The following is a 19332-nucleotide window of genomic DNA, read 5'->3' on the forward strand; positions in this document are numbered from 1 at the left end:
TGCCGGGGGTGGCGGCCGGGCATTTTTTGACAGCCCCCCCCCCCACCGCTTTTTGCAAATGGGTCTATTTGCTGACTTGGGTTTTACTGCCGGCTAAAGCATGCCGGCAGATGCGAGGAGGAGTATGACAACGATTGCTACCAGGGCAACAATCACCATCGTGAGTGCCATCGAGCGTTGACGTTTGACAGCAAGGCGTGCGCGACGCATGGACTCGGCGCTGCGGACCGTCTCGGTGGATGGGGTTGGCCGAGACGCGGGCTGCGCCTGTGCAACCGTGCGGGTGGGGACGGCGGCGTCCGCCCGTACGGTAGCGCTGCCGCGATCCGCCACGGGCCGGTGCTTTCGCGGGGCACCCGTACGGGCGAAAGGCTCAAGGCGCGCCGCGAGTTCATTTGCCGAAGGGCGTGCGTCTTGCGAGACTGCCAAACAAGCCATAATCGCGTTGACCAAGCCCTGCTCGCGGGGAGTTGCGGGCGCAAGGGGTTGCGGCTGCACGGCGCGCTTGAGGCGCGCGTGGTCTCCAGAGCGCCTGAGCTCTGCCTCAAGGGGGGCATGTCCGCAATAAAGCTCGTAGAGGATGCTTCCCAGTGCATAGATGTCGACGGCGGGGTTGTTGCGCGCGCCGGGGTCGGCCTTAAACCGCTCCAGCATTTCGGGTGCCGCGTATGCCGGCGTGGCACCGCGAAAAGCGTTGACGTCGACGGTAAAGGAAAAGTCCGGTTTAACGAGCTTGGCACTGCCCATATCGATCAGGCAGATGTCGAAATAGCCACTCGAAACCTGCTCGTCGAGCGGGATGCGATCGTGGCGCAGCATGATGTTGCGCATGGAGAGGTCGCGGTGAACAAAGGGCGTGTCGAGCGATTGCGTGGACAAGATGATCTTGAGTACGCTTAGGCCCAGCGCAGCGACGATATCGCCGGGGCAGGTTGCAGCGCCATCACATAGAGCGGACCGTGCATCAAGAAGCGAGACGCCATCAACCCACTCCATGAGCAGCGCCGGGGTTCCGTCTGCCGTGTAACCAAACCCGTAGACATCGGGGAAACCCCTTAGATTGGATACGACGGAGAGCGTGCGGTACTCCTCTTCCAAAGTTTCTCGGTTGAGCTGTTCTTGCTCGGGCTGGGCATCGGGGCGCGGCATCTTAAGCGCGAGCTCAAAAGCGCGATCGCCGCTCTGGACGCGGCGGACATAAGCGTTGCCGCCAAAGCCGCCCTTTTGCGGCGGAACGAGAAGCGTGCAAAAGCGACGCCGTGCCGCGGCCTGCTCACGCTCGGAGAGCAGTGCTGGCGTATGAAACTTGACGAGTCGAACTTCTTCGTAGGATCCGGTCATGGCGCGCTTTCATCCTTTCCTCCATTAGCAGGATATGCGCTAGCCGCTGCCTTCTGTTGCGCAACATCGACAAATCTGCCGCTCGCCAATGTTGCGCAACAGAATCGCGCAAGACGGCGGTAGAAAGATGTAGGAAAGACGCAAGGACCAAGTTGGTCAAAAACGGAGGGATAGCAAGTATGAGCGCCGTGGTTGGGATGTTTACATCTGTTGGCCCTGCGGCAAGTAGCGCCGCATCTACTGGGACAAGCTTGGGTGCTGCCGGCGCTGTTGGTATGGTCCTTTTGGCTCCTACCGCAATTGTTACGGGTGCGTTGGCTGCTCGTGAGACGGCGGAAAAAGATGCAAGTTATGCCGCCAAAGAGGAATTTAATGAGACTCTCGCGGACCTTAGGAAACGGATCGATGAGATAGCTTCCGGGCTGGATGAATCAACACGGGCAATGTTGGACGAGCTGATCACCAATTGTTCTCGCTCCTTTTATGCCGAACATGAAGAAAACACGATGAGTCTTGGTAGGGATACAAGGGTGAGAATGGAGAAGGCGTTAGCTCATTTGCTTTCAACACTTCACGTCCTGTTTCCACAAATGACTTTTGACGCTCATCTGAAGCAGAGGATGGAGATGAGCAAAAGTCAGATTGATGCTGCTTTGACCGTTGAAAAGCTGAGAGCACAGGGTCTTGCTAGGGCGATTGATTTTGATGTAACGCCTGATAATCCTATAGATCTGAAGAGGGCATTGCTTCAGATAACCGCGGCGGCGGAGTCTTCTTCGGGCGTTGAAACGTTTGAGGGGGCGGCGCAATCATTTGACGCGTGGTCGGAAGTTGCCATCTCTTTGATGCAGGATGAAGCCTTGGATATGGCGCTGCGTAATCGAATAAGCGCGAAATTCGAATCGATCCGCGCCGCCTATGATGCGCTTGATTCCGATTCAACTGTTGAGGAGCTGCTTGCAATTAATAAGAGCATCAAGGATTTCGATCATGTCATGAAGCGCGCCCGGTATGAGTCTGCCGAGAAGCATGAACAGTACACGCAGTACCAGATTCGAGTAGAGCTACTCAACGATCGATACCATCGCCCGACTGTTCTTAAGCACATTTATGAAATCGATAATATCTACGAAGAAATCGAAATCGCCGATGCCGAGCTTGATAAGGCCGTAAAAGACGAGTATATCGAGCGTGCAATTAATGATGCTATGGCTGAACGTGGTGTCAATGTGGTCCGTTATGCCGTTATGGATGGCTCGGGCAAACCCTGGCGTCTTATGTTTGACACAAACGAACACAAAGCGGTCGCTGTCCTTAAAGGTAGCAGCGAACAGCAGATCATCATGCGTGTCGTAGAGGCTGACCCAGCTGAGTTTTCTGAAGACCCGAATAATCCCACGATTATCAAAGACATGAAAATCCAGGATCAATCAACCGTCGATAAGGCCGTCCAGGACCAAGCGGAATTTTGTGACTTCTACAAGCAGTTCAGTGAAGACCTTAAGAAGCGCGGCGTCTTTGCAGACACCTCGGCTGGTTTTGTGCGGCCGCCAAGTCCGGATGCTGCCGTCGAGATTCACCCGCACGATTACGTGCCGCCCACGCCTTCCGCAGATGCGGAACGTCGTCTGCGTAATCGCCGTCAAGTAAGTCAGCTCAAGCAGAGGGAAATGAGGTAAACCATGACATGGGAATGCCCTATCTGTGGTCTTATGAACGATGATGCCCGCGATATGTGCGAGGACTGTGGGACGCCGCGTCCCGCTGGCACGGTTCCCGCGCCTTCGGCCCCTGCGCCCGCGGTCTCGGCACCCGAGGCGTCAGTCGCCTCAGCGTCCGGCTTTGCCGCCGCGGTCGCTGAGCGTCCGGCTCCCGCCGTCTATCCTGCAACATCATCGATGGGCGGTGCTTCGCGGCCTCGGCGTCCCGCGCCCCAGCAGGCATATCAGGCTGCTCCTGCTCCCACGCCGCAGCCTACCCCCATGCCCGTTCCGCAGCCCGCTCCAGTTGCTGCGCCACAGCCGACGCCTGCGCCAATGCCGCAGCCCGCGCCGCAACCCATGGCGAATGCTGCAGCTACTCCTGCGGTTCCTGCGCTTACGCTTGCCGATCCAGTTATGGGTGAGCAGCTTCGTCTCACGGACGCCGCCGTGCTTGGACGCAACGTGTTTCCTTCTATGGCTTCGAACTTTGCCATGTCCCGGCAGCATGCCAGCGTTCGTTTTGAGCGGGGCACATGGATGGTTGCCGATGAGGGGTCCAATAACGGAACGGCTCTTATGCGTGGCGGCCAGATCCTCAACTTGGTTCCCGGCGTGGCCCAGCCGATTCATACCGGAGATACGCTACTCATTCCGGCTGCGTCTGGCGAATTTGCCCAATTGCGTCTGACGGTTACTATGGAGGAACCGCCTGCGGCGCAACCCGTGCAGACCCAGGCTTGGTCTGCGCCTCAGCCCGCGTCTGCTGCGGCACCGGTTGTTTCTGCTGCTGGTGAGTCTGCGGGTGTCGAGGGCTGGTTTGTCGAGTGTCCCGAGTGCGGTCGTTTGCATCTCGTTGCTGATGAGCGTGCAAAGGTTGGGGATGGCTGTGAGGAATGCGGTTGCTCGCTTGCACGTACCTCGGCCGTGTACCGTACACTCGATCCGGGCGAGGATTACGCCGATGTTCGTTAGCCATGTGCTTGCCCCCGTCGTCTCGCTGGGTCCGGGAGAACGTATTGTTGTCTGGACCGCTGGTTGTTCAAAGCGTTGTGCCGGATGTATTTCGCCCCAATGGCGCAACCAGCTGCCCGAGCAGGATGTCGATGTTGATGAGCTTGCGCAGATGTTGCTCGATACCGCGCGCGAGCACGGCGTGCATCGGCTGACGGTTTCGGGTGGAGATCCGCTCGAGCAGGCATCAGAGCTCGTGAAGCTGCTGGCAACGATCCGCTGCGCTTACGATGACATTCTCGTTTACACCGGATTTACGCTCGAAGAGCTGCCGCGAGCGATCGGCGCGGATACGTGGGAGACGCTTAAGTCCCTCATCGATGTGCTGATTGACGGTCCGTACATAGACGAGCTTAACGTGCCCGACTGCGTGCTGCGCGGTTCGACTAACCAGCGCGTGATCTACCTGAGCGACCGCCCACACGATGATTACGACCAGTATCTTCAACAGCCGCGTCAGCTTCAAAACTATGTCCAGGACGGCACGATTATCACCGTTGGTATTGTCGACCGCTACCACCATGAATTATCTGCCAAGGAGGTATAACACATGGCAACTGATTTCGAGCGCCAATCCTGGCAGCGCGAGATGCTCAACTTTAAAGGGGTGAAGAGCCTCTTTATCCTTGAGGGCAACGTGAACGACAAGTATCCCGATGTGGTCGACAGCGGGCTCCAGTTTTCGGAGCTCGCCGAGGTTGTGCGCGGCCTTTTCGAAGACGCCAATGGCTCAGTTGAGTACAACGTGGCATATTTTGACCCCATTCAGCTGTTCTCGAGCAGCATGGGCAACGTCGATTGCAAACGCCTGGTGTCGCTGGCACACGACGAGGCTTCCAAGAGCGACGACCGCATGATGGAGGCGAACGCCTGCATCGCCGATGGCCGCCAAGCATATGCCACCGAGCAGTCGAGCCTGCCATCATACGGCGAGGTTATCCGCTCAATGTTGCGCCTGAAATACAACGACAATCCCGATGGCGGCACCGAGGCTAAGCCGCTTTGCGTGATCGTCAACATGGCGTCGCGCCTGCTTGCCTCCTCGACCGGCCTTATGCCCGACGAGACGCAGTTCTTCCTTAACCTGTACCTTGGTGCCAGCAAGGCTCGTCTCATTAACCGTACTGCCGTCAACACGCTCATTCTGGTAACGGATAACGTGCGCAACCTGCCCGTGTGGTTTATCGAGGAGAACCCCTTCTTGCGCACCATCACGCTGCCGCATCCCGACCGCGACATGCGCGAAGCCTATATTCAGAGCAAGTTTGGCTTTGGTGAGGCGCTGTCCGATTCCGATGACCGTGCGGTGCGTCGCTTTATCGATACCACCGACGGCATGAGCGTTAAGGAGCTCGAGGGCCTGCAGCGCATGTATCAGCGCGATATGCAAAACCCCGATGCTTCCATCGAGGCCATCCTTCCCAAGCTCGTCGACGTGTATAAGTACGGCTTTCGCGAGAACAAATGGCAGCAGATGTTCGAGAAGCTCGAGGAGGATCCCGAGGCAAAGATCAAGCGCCGCGTGAAGGGTCAGGACGAGGCCGTTGAGAAGGCCGTCACCGTGCTCAAGCGCTCCGTTATGGGCCTTTCGGGTGCTACCCATTCGTCTGGCTCTAAACCCAAGGGTGTTCTGTTTTTGAGCGGTCCCACCGGTACCGGTAAGACCGAGATCGTTAAGGCCATTACGGAGCTCCTCTTTGGCGATGAGCGCAGCATGCTGCGTTTTGATATGTCCGAGTACGGTGCCGAGAACTCCGATCAAAAGCTCTTTGGCGCTCCTCCGGGATACGTGGGCTATGCCGAGGGCGGTCAGCTTACCAATGCGGTCAAGGCCAATCCGTTCTCGGTGGTTCTTTTCGACGAGATCGAGAAGGCCGCGCCCAGCATTATGGACAAGTTCCTGCAGATCCTCGAAGATGGACGCCTGACCGATGGCCAGGGCAATACCGTGTACTTCTCTGAGACGGTCATCTTCTTTACGAGCAACATCGGCTTTTCCAAGATTGAGATCGATGCGCAGGGCAACGAAGTTCGTAATACCATCGCGCCCAACACGCCCTATGACGAGATTTGCAAGCGCGTGCGCACCGAGATGGATCGCGAGTTTAAGCCCGAGTTCTTGGGCCGTATCGGCGACAACGTGGTCATCTTCAACTTTATCGACGATGCCGTGGCACTTCAGATCCTCAATTCCAAGATCGATGCCGTTAACCGCAACGTGCATAAGGCACAGCCCGATATTACGGTTGAGGCGACCGATGCCGCCCGCGAGCTGCTGCACTCCATTGCCATGACGGACGCCGTCAAGGCCAAGGGCGGCCGCGGCATTGGCAACCTGGTGGAGAGCGGTTACCTTAACGGACTTTCCGATTTTCTGTTTGAACACCGCGCCGAGTGGCGCGGTCGCCCCGGTATGGTGGCACGCGCCGTGCCGCAGGGCGAGGGCGATGATGCGCATATCGCATTTGAGCTCGTGCCCGGATCGATGGGAGGCGATTGGCGATGACGAAGTTTATCGCTGCAGCAAAAACCCAAGCGGGAACCAATCACCCCGTCAACGAGGACCGTTTGCTTCTTGACGGCAACGTCCTTTGCTATGGCCTGGTAGGCGATTGCGAGCGCGAGATGGGCTGCATGGCAGTCTTTGACGGCGTGAGCGAAGGCGGGCACGGAGCGGCCGCCTCGACGCTCGCTGCTCAGGCGTTTGCACAGGCCGTGCGCGTCTTTGATGCCGATGCCGTCAACGCGTTACAGGAGCGCCTACGCATGGCGGGCGAGCGAGCCGAGAACGATGTTGAGACGTATGCGGCTCGCTATGGACTGTCTGTTGCTGCATCCACGGTTGCCGGCCTCGTGGTTGCTCCTGACGGGCACGGTGCTGTTTTTAATGCCGGCGATTCTCGCGTGTACCGACTGCGTGGCGGTGTGCTTGCCGTGCTTAGCTGTGACCACACGCCTGAGCGGCGCGTGGGCGGCGTTGGCGCTGAATACAGAGACGATGCCGTTTCGCATTGTATTGAGCTCGCGATTGGACTCAATCAGGGCGGTCGCAATCTTGAGGTCAAGACGACCGTGATGCTTCCGGGCGATCGCTATCTGATCTGTTCCGATGGTATCGATGGGCAGATTGCGCAGGAGCGTTTGCAGCAGATGCTTGCGAGCGATTCGACATGTGCGCAGTTGTGCGAAGAGCTATATGCCGAGGCTCGGGTGAACGGCTCGACGGACGATGCGACGCTGATTGTAATTGAGGTAGGGGAGTAGTCATGTCTGATGAGACGGTTACGGTACGCCGAGATGGCGGCAATGACAATGATGAGACCGTAACGGTGCGCCGCGGGAATGCGCCCGTAGGGGGAGAGACGGTTACCGTGAACCGTGGTGGCCAGACTTCTGCACCTGGAGAGACCGCGACGGTGCGTCGAGCCGATGCTTCGGCATCTGGTGAAACGGTCACCGTCCGCCGCGACGACGCGCCATCGACAAACGAAACCGTAACGGTGTATCGCCCGATGACTGAATCGAATGGTGAAACAGTAACGGTTACGAGGCCGTCTGTTGGCGCTTCCGCCGACGGCAAGACCGTTACTGTTTCACGTCCTGGTACTTCTGCGGCAGGCGAAACTGTCACGGTGTCGCGCGCTGCGAGCCCCGACGGGCAGACGGTAACTGTCTCGCGCGGCGCCACGGCCAGTCCCAACGGTGAAACGGTGACCGTTTCTCGTGGGGGCGCACATGCGGCCGCTGCATCTGCCTCGCCTTTTGTTGCAGAGGATGCGACGGTTGTCTCGAATGACGGGCAGCAGTTTATTATTCATTTGGGACAGGTCATTGGCCATGGCGGTCAATCTAGCATTGTTGCCGCCGAGCGGGTGAGCGATGGTTTGGCATGCGTTGCCAAGGTCTTTAAGCCTCTTGTGGGCGCCGAGCGTTCGGCATATCAAAAGGTGGTAAGCGCCGTAATGGGGCTTAATGGCCGCCCCGTGTCTCAAACGCATCTGCTGCCCATCTTTGCCTATCTGCACCAGGGCCTGAGCGCGACCGAAGTGGGGGCTGCGGCTCCTCAGCTGTGGGATGTTTCCATTACGCCGCTGGCCACATGCCTTTTCGATCGTCCCCGTAGCAAGAATATGGTTAAGAGCCGCGTGATTCCCGAGCTCAGCCAGGCAATCGAGTTGCTCCATACCGAGCTCGGCATTGTCCATCGTGACATTAAGCCGCAGAACGTCTACCTGTACGACAAGCAGATCGTGCTTGGAGATTATGGCTCCGCCCGCTCGCTTGCCGGATTTGACAGCCGACTGACGAACACCATGACGCGCTCCGACGGCTACACGCCCGGTCGTGGTGGTATGGTCGACCCTCGAAACGACTGGTATTCGTTTGGCTACACGGTCTGGACGCTCTACGAAAACAATGTCCATCCGCTGCAGGAGTTCATAGACGACAATACGCTTTCCGATCGCCAAGAGACGGGTGAGCCTGCGGACTTTAACCATCCAGATGATGCAACCCTGGGAAACCTCCTCAAGGGCCTGACGTTTGAGCTTTCGGGCGAGCGTTTTGGCTATGAAGAGGTTAAAGACTGGATGGCCGACCCAGATAATTTCTATCGCAAGCTTCCCACCATGGACGCCGGCAGTGCTCGCAAGCCTTACGAGTTTGCGGGCAAGCAGTATAGCGATCCGGTGTTGCTCGCTCGAGCGTTGTCCTCCAATTGGGACGAGGCTAAACTTCGCATGAGCCAACAGCAGCTCGAAAACCTGATGGGCGACTGGGGTGAAAATGACCTGCAGACTAGGATTCACCAGTTAGTCGAAGAGGATATCCAGACAGCGTCCAATCCCGACCTGGCGCTCGCTTGCGTAATCTATGAGATGTCCAACGGCAAGATTATGTCGTGGCGCGGCGAGGATGTCTCGCTGACTAATGCACCCGATGCTTTGCCAGCGCGTATTGCATCGATGGCTGTGGATACAATTGATCGCTATGCTCGGCAGTCAGGCCTTGATGGCACAAATTCATCTGGCGTGTTGCCCTCTGGATTCCTCTCGCTCGTCTTATCTCGAGAAGCAAACGCCGACAGTCAAAGGGTTCGTTTGGCTTCTGATATTCACAGTCTTGAGCTTCTTGCTCGTCAATCGGACGATCCACATTTTGCGGCCTGCCTATTTAAGGGCTTGTTGACGTCCGGTGAAAACAAGCATGCTATGGCCCAAGGTGCGATTAAGTCGGTATTGCGGCAACCCTCTGCATTCTTTGGCGTCTGTTCGTCTTCTCGATCGCTCGATGAGTTTTTGCTCTATTTTGCCGGCGATGTTGATATGTCAGCAATCATCGCTGCTCGCGATGGGGCAAATGCCGAGGGCGGCATAGACACCGACGTTGTCCTTGTCTTTATGGATAAGGTCGCCGACGATAAGGCCGCCGTGCGCTCGTTTTATCGAAAGTATGGAAACTATGCTGCCTGGATTTGGCTTTCTGGCCATACCGACTTATATGAAACGATGCAGGGTTCGACAGGTGAAGCTGCAGTTATCGCACTTCGTGGACTTAATCCGGCAATGGATGCGCCCGTCTCGACACTTGTTAAGTTGGGCAGCAACGCCCGTCTTGAGGGCATTAAGCTTCGAGGCGACATGGAATCTACGCCAGTTCCATATATTCTGGGCTGGGAACTTGATGAACGTTTTGGAACGCGCCCCATCGCGATGGGATCTCTGTTCTGTGCCCAGGTAAAGAATGATGTCGTGCCGCGTGGGTACGTTTCTGACCTCTTGACCTCTTGTGAGGACCATGGCGTGCTCGACATCCTTGAGATTAGGCTTTTGGCGGATGTCGAGAGGCTGCCGTCCGCGGCATATTCACAATATTTGGATGACGCTCGCGGAGTTGCCGATGGAAAGCTGAAGGCGGCTATCGAAACGGACACGCGTGAATACGGTGTCGTCAAGGGCATCGCTGACAGCGATGCTCAGATTGCTGCTGTAAAGAAGGAGCAGCGGAACGTTCTCATTACCACCATTGCCGTTGCGCTTCTCTATCTCCTTATTATTAAGTGTGCCCGCGGCTCATTCGGTCAGCTTATCGTTTCACTTGGAACGTTTGGCCCTCTCGTTGTCGTCTTCTTGGTGCTGGCATTCTTGGGCTGTTTCGGCTTCCTTGCACTCAACGTGCTCCGTTCTTTTTCTGCCGTTGATCGTGTCTCGGGTCTCGAAGATGCTCTGGATTCAAACGCTGCTGCCTTAGAGGGCTATTTGGTCAAGTTGGTCGATTTCGACGGACGTAATGACAAAATTACTGAAATTCTGTCAGTTCAGTCGGGAGATGCCCCATTGACCGATGCGCGTAAGCCGCTGTTCTCGACAGGGCGTCATTCCGTGTCGTTTTATACCGATCCCGAAGTCATGGATCGTTTCGGACGTCTTGCTGGTAGATTGGTGCTCATCACGGCACTCATCGTTAGCGCGTTTGGCTTTATGGGGTCGATGTATGTCGATGGCGATGTGTATGCGAGGGTTGAAGTCTTAATCGCGGTTTGCTTCGGTTTGATGATCGTATTGATCGTGTTTGGCGAGGATGCACATCCTGGCAGTGCTCAAGCGCTGCGTTCGTGGCTTTACATGTGGATACCTCCGATACTCATTGAGTTTTTGCTTTCGGGGGTTGTCTCGTTTGCCAACTTCCTGAGCCTTTTCGGTTTCATTTTCCTCTTGCTTGCTTTTGTAATTAGCGTTATTGCATTCGTGTTTTTCCGTGGTTTGGAAAAATGGGATGATCTCCAATCGCGGAAAAAGCAGTCGCCGATTGCTGTCCAGCCGATTGCTGCTCAGCAGAACGCTGCTAAACAAGACGACATTCCGCAGAATGGCGTTCAGAATTCCAGCACTGGAATGAAGACGGATTACAAGGCGCCTGTTAGTTATGTTTACGCTTCTGGCAGCGCTGCGTCTGTTGGACATGCGGGCAGCGCTCCTGCTGTGAAGAAAGAATCAGTGAATGCTAGGAAGTCCGGTTCTGGAGTGAAAGGCAAAAAGGAGCCGAACGCTATTGGATATGGCACCTATGACCAGATGCCTTGCCGTATCGACATCTATGCCAACTACATCAAGATTACCCATACCTCGATGTATTCCGGAAGGCGCGATTTAGATAAATATAAATCCGTAGTTAAATCGGGTAAAACATCTGACTTGGACAAGGCGTTTAATAGGCCTTATGCTGTAAATACGATCAATATTCCAGCAAACGCGCTCACTAATTGGCTTCGCATGCCCGGCATCACCAATAGCCCCGAATTTACGTTCGACCGAAAGGATCGCCAGCTGCACACTCGCGTGCAACACACGATTCAGGTTTTTTCGCCGGGTTTCGATGAGGTACTCGAAGATTTTGCAGACTCTCATTTCCATTACTGATGAGGACAGAGGGTAATACTCACGTGCCCGTCGGGGAGGACTCCGATTGGCGAGACGACAGTTTGGATGATCAATGCCAACGTTAAACTTGGGAAATATGTTTGGAAGTTCCAATAACGATAGGAATCGTAGTGGGGGTTCTCAACAACAGGGCTCCAATGCTCAGCGAGCAGGTGGGCAACTTCACGATGTTGAGCGGCTGGTTATGGGGGGCCGTGAGGCTATTGCCAATAGCGCCGAGGCGCAGCGCCAGCGACGCCGCCTTGCCGAGAGCATGGCTAGGAAAGATGCGGTGTACGGAACCGTCATCGACCAAGGATACGGAACGTACGATGGAAGGCCCTGTTCGATTAGATTGTACGAAAACCGCATTGAGATTGTTGCGAAACGCGAAGGCTCGACTCTGGATAACCATCCGGTGGTCAAGTCGCTTATCCCCGGCCTTGGCAAAAGCAAGGCTGTTGCGGGAAGGATTCTTGCTCCGGGTAATTCAAACCCGCCAATCGTCATCCCCGCCAATGCCATGACGGGTTTTCAGCAAGTGGCATGGGGGATGTTCCCGACGTTTGTATTCATGCGAAGGGATCCTGTGACGAGGAAGCGAGAGTCCCACACGATTAAAGCTATGACTAGAGAGCTTGGCTATTCGTTAGAGCGTTTTGGCGCTATGCATTACCACTTCTGATGATTTGTGAGGATATAGACAATGGGTATGGGGGAACGAGATTCTGAGGGCCTGTCGGCGCAGGAGCGACTCGAACAGCTTCGCGCTCAGAGGATGGCACCGAAAGACCCCGGGGTACATATCGAATCGGACGCAGCAAATGGACGTCTGGACATCAACTGGAATAGTGCCGGTGCACCAAAGCGCCATGTGAGTATTAATTTATCGCGCATTGTAGATGCTATTCCGACCGTCATTCGTTTTCTTCCGGTGCGTATTATTACGGTGTGGGGTCTTTGCTCGGTCTGGTATCGTCTGTTCCTAAATACAGGTGGAGACGATATTTTGCATACGGGTCTCCCTGCTCCTGGATATAGCGCTTTTAACCCATTCGCTCAAGCAGCCGTTATTTTCGGTGGCCTAATTGTCGTTTCGATTGAGTTATTAATTGGACCGCTGAGTCTGATTATCAAACAGCTGATCATTGGTCTTTTCTATTTGCTACGCGGTTCAGCTGCTACAAGGCGCGCATTATCGGATGCGCATGCTCAATTTAACTTTGGTCAGTTTATCGCTGACACGCGCGAAGGCTATCACAATGGCTATTCACTATTGGGGTCGGCGTTGCGCGCAAAACGTGGTGCGCGCAACGGCTCATCTTCTCTTGATTACGGCGAGGGTGCCTTGACGGGCGTAGATCCATATTCATATCAATATGATGATGGAATTGGTGATCGTCCGTCTGTCTTGGAACTGACTGATGAAGAGGCCGATCGCTTGTGGGACCTGTACTACCCGGCCTACGGCGCCGAGGGTCCCATGTCCAACCTGCACGAGGCGCTCGCCGCGGGCGACCCGCAGGACTACACGGCCCTGATGGGCCTCGCCCTCAACGCGGCGGAGTGGTGCGAGCAAAACGGCACGCCCGACACGCACGGCTGGTTCGACGACCCCGCCTACCCGGGCGACTACGTCGACGCCGGCACGTTCTACCTCATGGCGTACTCGTTCTGGGAGCGGGCGGCCGAGGCGCGGCGCGTGGGGCCAATCGAGCCGCTCGCGGACGACATGAGCCGCTTCATCCTGCGCCACCTGAGCGACTGGTCGCGCGAGAACGCCCACGCCTACCGCTGGCGCGGCGACTGGCGCGACGCTGACTACTTCGACAAGGACCGCCTGTAGGCGGCGGAGGGGAAACACGGATGGCAATTAATCAGAACGGGTCTGGTCGCGGGGGCACTGGGTCTAACGGATCGGATATCAACGATATCGTGAATCGCTTGGGCGGTCTGCGCGTAGTGGTTGTCCTTGCCGTGGTGGTAATCATTGCCATTGTGGCGGTCACGTCCATCACAAGCGGCATCTCCGACACCAATCGGCAGACCGAGCAGCGTGCCGAGGCCAAACAACAGCAAGAAGACGAGGCGGCGCGCGCTCAGCGTAAAAAGGAAAAAGAAGAGCGCCATCAGGAAGAAGCGAAAAAGGCCACAGTGCTCACGCTCGATGAAATTACGGACGAGGCGCTGCGCTCGGACTTAGCGCTCGATGCAGATGAGGACGGGCATATTTCGCAAGAGACTGCGGATGAAGCTAGATCAATCGACGTCGAGTCATTTGATTCGCTTTCGCTGCTGGCCAACTTTCACAACATCACGACGTTTGGCATCGGCGACTACGACAGCGAAAGCTACGACATAAGCTCCATTAGCAATATCACTCATCTGTCCATTGGCGACTGCTCGGTGCCTCAGGTTGATCTCACACGTTTTCCTCAGCTACAGCGCGTTACCATAAACAGGCTCGAGAGCCCCGTCGATACCTTGAATGCCAAAAACATGTCCTCGTTGACGAACGTCCAGATCGAAGGCCTTGATGGCAGTATCGGGACACTTGACCTGTCGGGTGATGTGAACCTCGAGGTTCTGAAGATCAGTAGCAGAGTCGAAACGCTCAATCTGTGCGGGGCAGGCAGGGAAGATGCCTTCCATTTCACTTTTACACCCAATTGTGTTGGCAAGATCTTGTACGACAGCGACACGAGCAGCAGCCTGGTCGAGTATTTGCAAAAAATGAGCAGTGACTACGGCTACACCATGGAGCAGCAGTAGTGATGCGCTCAAGTGAGGAGATGCGATATGGCGAATTTTAAGCCCGACATGTCTTGGCGGGATGACGAACGGGTTCAGCGTGTGACCGTGCAGCCTTCGGGCGGGGCTCATGAGCAGGCTGCCGAGACACCGGATGTGCGGGTGAATATGCGTCCGAACGGGCGGGCAACCGAACAGTCTGCTGGGCAGGCGCAGCAGACGCCGGGGCGTTCGACAAGTCGGATCCCTCGCCCTGCCGGCCAGCCGAATGGACAGGCAGCTGAGCGTGCTAATGAAGCCGTCTCTCGCTTGGGCGGCGTTCGCGCCCTGGTAGTGCTTGCGGCGGTTGTGGCCATAGGCGCGGTTGCCGCTTTCGCCGTGATTGGCGGCGTCGGTGATGTGCAGGGCGGCGGGGGAGCCTCGTCGAGCGCCTCTAAAGAGTTGAGCTCAACTGACGCCTCTGGCTCCGAGACCAAGAAAGAAAAAGGTCTCGTCGATGTTGATGCGATCTCGGATGATACGCTGCACGGGTTGCTTGCCGACTACGATAACGATGACGATGGCCAGTTGACCGCCAAGGAGACCCAGAGCATCACGGAGCTGGTCGTGAGTGATGAGGTGACGGATTTCACGCCCATTAGCAAACTGGACAAGCTCGATACGCTCGGCATCAATACCCTGAGCGCCAAGAGTGCAGACTTTAGCGAGCTCGAGGCACTCGAGGTGCTCAAGTTTGGCGACATGACGACCCAGGACCTCGACCTGAGCGTCTGCCCCAAGCTTAATTCCTTTAAGATCGAGGGCCTTAAGGGTGCTGTCAATTCCATCAACGCCTCGGGTCTTAAGAACCTGATGTTCTTTACCGTTGACCAAGGGCTTCAGGGCGACGTCGAGAAGATTGATCTTTCGAACGATGACATTCTTGGCGCACTCGAGATTACCTGCAATGTCGGTGAGCTCAACCTGTCGGGTTGCAGCCACTCGTTCCCCAAGCTCAACATTGCCGCTGATCACATCGACAAGATCGTGGTCGACAGCAACACCAATGCCGACCTGGCGGCCACCCTGCGCGACCTCTGCACCCAGAAGGGCTGGACGCTGGAGGAGCGGTGACGAATACGATGGATGCGCGCCGCCATGGTTCGAGGTGGCATTCAGCACAATGGTCGACGATGGATTATGTCTGTGGAGGTGGCTCAGATGGAAGATATGCCCAGCAAAGAATACGATGTCTTTTTTAGCTATGAGACTTCGACTTCTTCCGAGCTTGTGCGCAAGCTGGCCGAGGTGCTTGAAGGGCATGGCTTAAAATGCTGGTATGCTAAGAACAATATAACGATTGGAAAATGGAGAAAGCAGATTTATGAGGCGCTGGACAGTTGTCGCGTCTTTATCTTGCTGCTGAACAGGGCGGCGTCATTGTCTGATGAGGTTGATGATGAAATCGAAAATGCTATCGTTCTGAACCGCAAGGGCGATCTCGAGCTCCTTCCCATTCGTTGTGATAACGAGATTGAGCCGAGTCTGGACCGGCATTTGCTGCGCTATCAGCAGCTTGATTGGACTTCTGGCGTTAACGAGCAAGCTATCTCGCAACTGTTTGAGTATCTAAAGGGTGTCTTGCCTGATCGTTTTGACGATTCCGGCAATGTGGTCCAAACCGCACGAACGGCAAATAAGTATTATGAACTGTACGGTGACGAAAGCGATCAAGAAGCAAAGTGGCTTCATGTCCAGCAAGAGATGCTTCGCAGCTATGACGCCCCTGTCTTCCAGAAGATATTCAATGATATAGAATGCCATAGCGTTCTCGATCTCGGCACGAATGATGGTTTCCAGCTTGTTGATCGCTTGGCTTCGTGTGGTTCGCTTGAGTTTGCGTTGGGTATTGATGTAAATCCCAATGCGATTCGCATGGCTTCGGAAGCGTATGTCGACGACCCTCGTTATTTGTTCGAAGAAGCCGATTGCGAAGCGGCTTCGTTTTCCGATTACCTTGAAAGCCGTCTTGCGCAGGCGGGGAAGAAAGGATTTGACCTCGTAATCCTGTCAATGGTGCTTCTCCATTTAAAAAACCCGTTTAAGCTGCTTCGTGTTGTGCGTAAACACATGAATCGCGGAGGCTATATCTTCATCCGGGATATCGACGATGGATTTAATATCGCCTATCCGGACGATGAGGGCTACTTTGCGCGGCTGAACAGGCTTTGTGGGGAGATTGCGACGACTGGTTTCCGTTTTAGTGGAAGGCAGCTGCTTGAAAAGCTAACGAGGGCTGGGTTCAAGGACATTTCATTTGAGGGCAGTGGCATTTCGACTGTGGGGATGGACCAGGATCAGCGTTCGGCTTTGCTGTCGGCTTCTTTTGGATGGCTCGGGGGAGATTTAAGGCTTCGCGCCAAGAACAATCCCGATAACGATGAGTATCAACAAGATGCTGATTGGTTCGAGGAGACATACGATGAAATTGAGGAACGTTTTCTAGATGTCGGTTTCTTCTATCATGAGGGATATGTCATCTATACTGCACGAAAGTAGTTCACTGAATAAAAGAGCGGGGGCTCGGTTTTGAACTGCCTCCCATTTCTTGGACACGAGAAATGGGAGGCTTTTTATGCGTGTCGACTTGAGAGTGAAACACGACATCGAGGCCAGGAAGGCGGCGATCGGGCTCTTCGAGCGAGGGCACGGCTCCGAGTCGGCGGCGAAGGCGCTGTCGGTCCCGCGCAACACCGTGAGACAATGGCTCTACGTATACCGGTCGTTCGGAAGCGAGGTGCTGCTATCCATGGACGGCAAGCAGACCAGGTACACATACGAGCAGAAGGTCGCCGCCGCCTCGGCCGTGGTCGACGGCGGCATGGGCAAGCAGGACGCCATGAAGGCGTTCGGGGTCATGTCCCTGGCGCCGCTCAAGAGATGGTGCGCGCTCTACCGCGAGGGCGGCGCCGAGGCGCTCAGGCCCAAGCCCAGGGGCAGGCCGAAGGGGTCCGGCCCCAAGTCGCGCGGGCGCACCCGCGAGCAGGAGCTCGAGGAGCGCTGCCGAAGGCTCGAGACCGAGGTGGCCTACCTAAAAAAATTGCGTGCCCTGGTCGAGAGGGACGGGCTCTGACCAGGGCGAAGGTCGAGGACGTGAGCGCCCTGCGCGCGGAGGGGTGCAAGCTGGGGAGCCTGCTGGAATGCGCCGGCCTGGCCCGGTCCAGCTACTATTACGCGCTGTCGCACCCGGCCAGGCCGACGCGCCCGGAGCTGCGGGACGCGGTGGCGGAGATCTTCTCGCGCACGGCCAACGGGTGCGGCCACCGCCAGGTCGCCATGTGCCTGCGCGCCGAGCTGGGCGCGCGCATAGCCAACAAGACCGTGCTCAAGATGATGCGGGAGATGGGGGTCCGCTGCGGCATCCGCCGCGAGACCGACTACCATAGGTACAACTCGTACAGGGGGGTCGTGGGCGAGACGTTCGAGAACGTCATCGGGCGCGACTTCGCCTCCGACGGGCCGTGGCAGAAGATGGGCACCGACGTCACCGAGTTCAAGCAGCCCTGGGGCAAGGCCTACTTCGCGCCGGTGTACGACTTCGGCAGCAAGGAGATAGTCGCGTGGTCGACGTCGACCAGCCCGGACATGGCGCAGCAGGCCGAGCTGCTCGACCAGCTGCTGGCGAAGATGCCCGAGGGCGCGACGCCGGTGCTCCACAGCGACATGGGCTGGCAGTACCAGCACGCCGCATGGTGCGGGAGGCTGAAGGACGCCGGGATCGTCCAGAGCATGTCCAGAAAGGGCAGCTGCATCGACAACGGCGCCACCGAGCAGGTCTTCGGCCACATGAAGGACGAGTTCTTCCGGGGAAGGACATGGCCCGACTTCGAGTCCTTCAAGGTGGACCTGGACGCGTACGTCGCCCATTGGAACACGAGGCGAAGGCAGGTTAAACTGAAGGGGCTGACCCTGGAGGAGTTCCGGAACCAGCCCCTTGCGGCGTAGTTCTTATTTAAGCCGTCCAAGTTTTGGGGTGCAGTTCATTTTGAACCGAGCCCCCGCTTTGTCTATTTCTGAACAGCAGCTGTCTTTTCTTTTTCCTCCTTGAGTAGCTCGCCAAGCTGCTTGCCACTCTTGGTCTTCCAGTCAGCCATGCCACTACTGCAGCGACCGATAACAAACGCAGATGCAGCAGAGGGGGTTGGGAATACCAGTTTTTCGGTTAGGATGTTGTCCTCATTGATGAGGTGCTGGTATTTTTGACGGCTTTCATATGTGGGCTTGCGGGCAGATGCGGTGGTGCCTTCAGCAATTTTTGAGCCGTTCATTACAATGAAGCCATCGCTTGTGAAATACCCGATTGCATCGGATCCACGACCGTACGTATGAAGCTCGATTTCCGATATGTCTTGTGGGGCGCTGATCTTAACGGGGACATCTTCGATTTCTTCAGCGGCGTCTTCTCGCATATGATCGATGGCAGCTTTGACCTTATTGGCAAGCCATTGAACAATACAGTCTCTAACAAAGAAATAATCAGGACCTTGGGCTTCGTTCTTGAGCAAGTCGATCAGTTTTGGCAATATGCCCTCGACGCCATTGACCTCTTTGATTTGTGTCCAAGTTTCACAAGCATTTTTGTAGGCGGCTTCAGAATCCTCTTCATTATCAAAATGCAGGTTGGATTTATCACTCAGCTTGTCTGCAACGGTTTTTTGGGCAGCCCAAAAAACCGGAACGCAAAGGCTTCCGTGGTGTTTTTCACTATCGTTTCGAGTGTCAATTTGATTCGCGCAAAACGTGTTGAATTCATATCGGCAAGGACCGCTTGTAAGGTATGCATCTGTAATAAATGCTAGGAGGATATCGCTTTTGGACAGGTCTTCATCGATCTTCTCTGGCCAGTTATCGCCGATACTGATTGAATTTAAGTCGATCACTTTTTTCACTCGGTATTCGGTGTCCTTGAGAAGATCATTGTTAAGCTTGTCCATTGTTCGGTTAACAATATCTAGGAGATGATTGAATAGATTGTCGTTGCGTCTGTAGCTAATAAACACCTTTACCAGGGTGTTGCCATTTTCATCTTTTTCAACTCCTAGTATGGACTGCTGCTGGTTCATGGGTCC

15 protein-coding genes are annotated in these 19332 nt (G+C 55.8%); 13 read left to right on the forward strand and 2 right to left on the reverse strand.

The features are described from left to right. Positions 1 to 93: 93 nt before the first annotated feature. Positions 94 to 1341 carry a protein kinase domain-containing protein gene (locus ACTQ05_RS08265; RefSeq protein ID WP_441538803.1) on the reverse strand — a complete coding sequence of 416 codons (1248 nt, stop codon included), beginning with the start codon at positions 1339 to 1341 and terminating at the stop codon, positions 94 to 96. Positions 1342 to 1520: 179 nt separating this feature from the next. Between ACTQ05_RS08265 and ACTQ05_RS08270 the strand changes: the two genes are divergently transcribed. From ACTQ05_RS08270 to ACTQ05_RS08330, 13 genes are all read left to right on the forward strand, one after another. Continuing rightward, positions 1521 to 3020, forward strand: a complete 1500-nt coding sequence (locus tag ACTQ05_RS08270; protein WP_441538805.1) for a hypothetical protein — start codon at positions 1521 to 1523, stop codon at positions 3018 to 3020. A gap of 33 nt (positions 3021 to 3053) precedes the next feature. Beyond that, the gene (locus ACTQ05_RS08275; RefSeq protein ID WP_441538807.1) at positions 3054 to 4016 is read left to right on the forward strand and encodes an FHA domain-containing protein; all 963 of its coding nucleotides are present in this window, start codon (positions 3054 to 3056) and stop codon (positions 4014 to 4016) included. Beyond that, positions 4006 to 4602 carry a 4Fe-4S single cluster domain-containing protein gene (locus ACTQ05_RS08280; protein WP_441538809.1) on the forward strand — a complete coding sequence of 199 codons (597 nt, stop codon included), beginning with the start codon at positions 4006 to 4008 and terminating at the stop codon, positions 4600 to 4602. Before ACTQ05_RS08275 ends, ACTQ05_RS08280 begins: the two co-directional genes overlap by 11 nt. A 3-nt stretch (positions 4603 to 4605) precedes the next feature. Continuing rightward, complete coding sequence (locus ACTQ05_RS08285; protein ID WP_441538810.1) at positions 4606 to 6561, forward strand: AAA family ATPase; 1956 nt, start codon at positions 4606 to 4608, stop codon at positions 6559 to 6561. Next, the gene (locus ACTQ05_RS08290; protein ID WP_441056855.1) at positions 6558 to 7319 is read left to right on the forward strand and encodes a PP2C family protein-serine/threonine phosphatase; all 762 of its coding nucleotides are present in this window, start codon (positions 6558 to 6560) and stop codon (positions 7317 to 7319) included. The genes ACTQ05_RS08285 and ACTQ05_RS08290 overlap by 4 nt, the downstream gene beginning before the upstream one ends. 2 nt (positions 7320 to 7321) lie before the next feature. Beyond that, positions 7322 to 11473: a protein kinase domain-containing protein gene (locus tag ACTQ05_RS08295; protein ID WP_441538813.1), complete on the forward strand. Its 4152-nt coding sequence runs from the start codon at positions 7322 to 7324 to the stop codon at positions 11471 to 11473. Between the two features lie 73 nt (positions 11474 to 11546). Further along, on the forward strand, positions 11547 to 12158 hold the full coding sequence (locus ACTQ05_RS08300; protein WP_441538815.1) for a hypothetical protein: 612 nt from the start codon (positions 11547 to 11549) through the stop codon (positions 12156 to 12158). 21 nt (positions 12159 to 12179) lie between these two features. Beyond that, positions 12180 to 13319 (forward strand): hypothetical protein, encoded by a 1140-nt coding sequence (locus ACTQ05_RS08305; protein ID WP_441538817.1) that lies wholly within the window; start codon positions 12180 to 12182, stop codon positions 13317 to 13319. Between the two features lie 20 nt (positions 13320 to 13339). Next, entirely contained in the window at positions 13340 to 14245 is a 906-nt protein-coding gene (locus ACTQ05_RS08310; protein ID WP_441538818.1) for a hypothetical protein, read from the forward strand. Positions 14246 to 14272: 27 nt separating this feature from the next. Further along, a complete protein-coding gene (locus ACTQ05_RS08315; RefSeq protein WP_441538820.1) occupies positions 14273 to 15337 on the forward strand; it encodes a hypothetical protein in 1065 nt (354 codons plus the stop codon). An 87-nt stretch (positions 15338 to 15424) separates the two neighbouring features. Next, positions 15425 to 16762, forward strand: coding sequence for a TIR domain-containing protein (locus ACTQ05_RS08320; protein WP_441538822.1), 1338 nt, complete (start codon positions 15425 to 15427; stop codon positions 16760 to 16762). A 250-nt stretch (positions 16763 to 17012) separates the two neighbouring features. Next, entirely contained in the window at positions 17013 to 17336 is a 324-nt protein-coding gene (locus tag ACTQ05_RS08325; protein WP_441042627.1) for a transposase, read from the forward strand. A gap of 20 nt (positions 17337 to 17356) precedes the next feature. Next, on the forward strand, positions 17357 to 18208 hold the full coding sequence (locus ACTQ05_RS08330; protein WP_441538824.1) for an IS3 family transposase: 852 nt from the start codon (positions 17357 to 17359) through the stop codon (positions 18206 to 18208). A gap of 62 nt (positions 18209 to 18270) precedes the next feature. Here ACTQ05_RS08330 and ACTQ05_RS08335 read toward each other — a convergent pair whose 3' ends face one another. Further along, positions 18271 to 19326 carry a TIR domain-containing protein gene (locus ACTQ05_RS08335; protein WP_441538825.1) on the reverse strand — a complete coding sequence of 352 codons (1056 nt, stop codon included), beginning with the start codon at positions 19324 to 19326 and terminating at the stop codon, positions 18271 to 18273. Between the last annotated feature and the right edge of the window lie 6 nt (positions 19327 to 19332).

It is taken from the genome of Collinsella sp. LCP21S3_A9, from assembly GCF_052118785.1.
GTDB lineage: Bacteria > Actinomycetota > Coriobacteriia > Coriobacteriales > Coriobacteriaceae > Collinsella.

Coding starts and splice junctions, on each gene's coding strand:
- ACTQ05_RS08280 (WP_441538809.1), top strand. CDS start 4,006: ATGTTCGTTAGCCATGTGCTTGCCCCCGTCGTCTCGCTGGGTCCGGGA.
- ACTQ05_RS08275 (WP_441538807.1), top strand. CDS start 3,054: ATGAACGATGATGCCCGCGATATGTGCGAGGACTGTGGGACGCCGCGT.
- ACTQ05_RS08320 (WP_441538822.1), top strand. CDS start 15,425: ATGGAAGATATGCCCAGCAAAGAATACGATGTCTTTTTTAGCTATGAG.
- ACTQ05_RS08305 (WP_441538817.1), top strand. CDS start 12,180: ATGGGTATGGGGGAACGAGATTCTGAGGGCCTGTCGGCGCAGGAGCGA.
- ACTQ05_RS08270 (WP_441538805.1), top strand. CDS start 1,521: ATGAGCGCCGTGGTTGGGATGTTTACATCTGTTGGCCCTGCGGCAAGT.
- ACTQ05_RS08335 (WP_441538825.1), bottom strand. CDS start 19,326: ATGAACCAGCAGCAGTCCATACTAGGAGTTGAAAAAGATGAAAATGGC.
- ACTQ05_RS08265 (WP_441538803.1), bottom strand. CDS start 1,341: ATGACCGGATCCTACGAAGAAGTTCGACTCGTCAAGTTTCATACGCCA.
- ACTQ05_RS08315 (WP_441538820.1), top strand. CDS start 14,273: ATGGCGAATTTTAAGCCCGACATGTCTTGGCGGGATGACGAACGGGTT.
- ACTQ05_RS08300 (WP_441538815.1), top strand. CDS start 11,547: ATGCCAACGTTAAACTTGGGAAATATGTTTGGAAGTTCCAATAACGAT.
- ACTQ05_RS08310 (WP_441538818.1), top strand. CDS start 13,340: ATGGCAATTAATCAGAACGGGTCTGGTCGCGGGGGCACTGGGTCTAAC.
- ACTQ05_RS08290 (WP_441056855.1), top strand. CDS start 6,558: ATGACGAAGTTTATCGCTGCAGCAAAAACCCAAGCGGGAACCAATCAC.
- ACTQ05_RS08295 (WP_441538813.1), top strand. CDS start 7,322: ATGTCTGATGAGACGGTTACGGTACGCCGAGATGGCGGCAATGACAAT.
- ACTQ05_RS08285 (WP_441538810.1), top strand. CDS start 4,606: ATGGCAACTGATTTCGAGCGCCAATCCTGGCAGCGCGAGATGCTCAAC.
- ACTQ05_RS08325 (WP_441042627.1), top strand. CDS start 17,013: ATGGACGGCAAGCAGACCAGGTACACATACGAGCAGAAGGTCGCCGCC.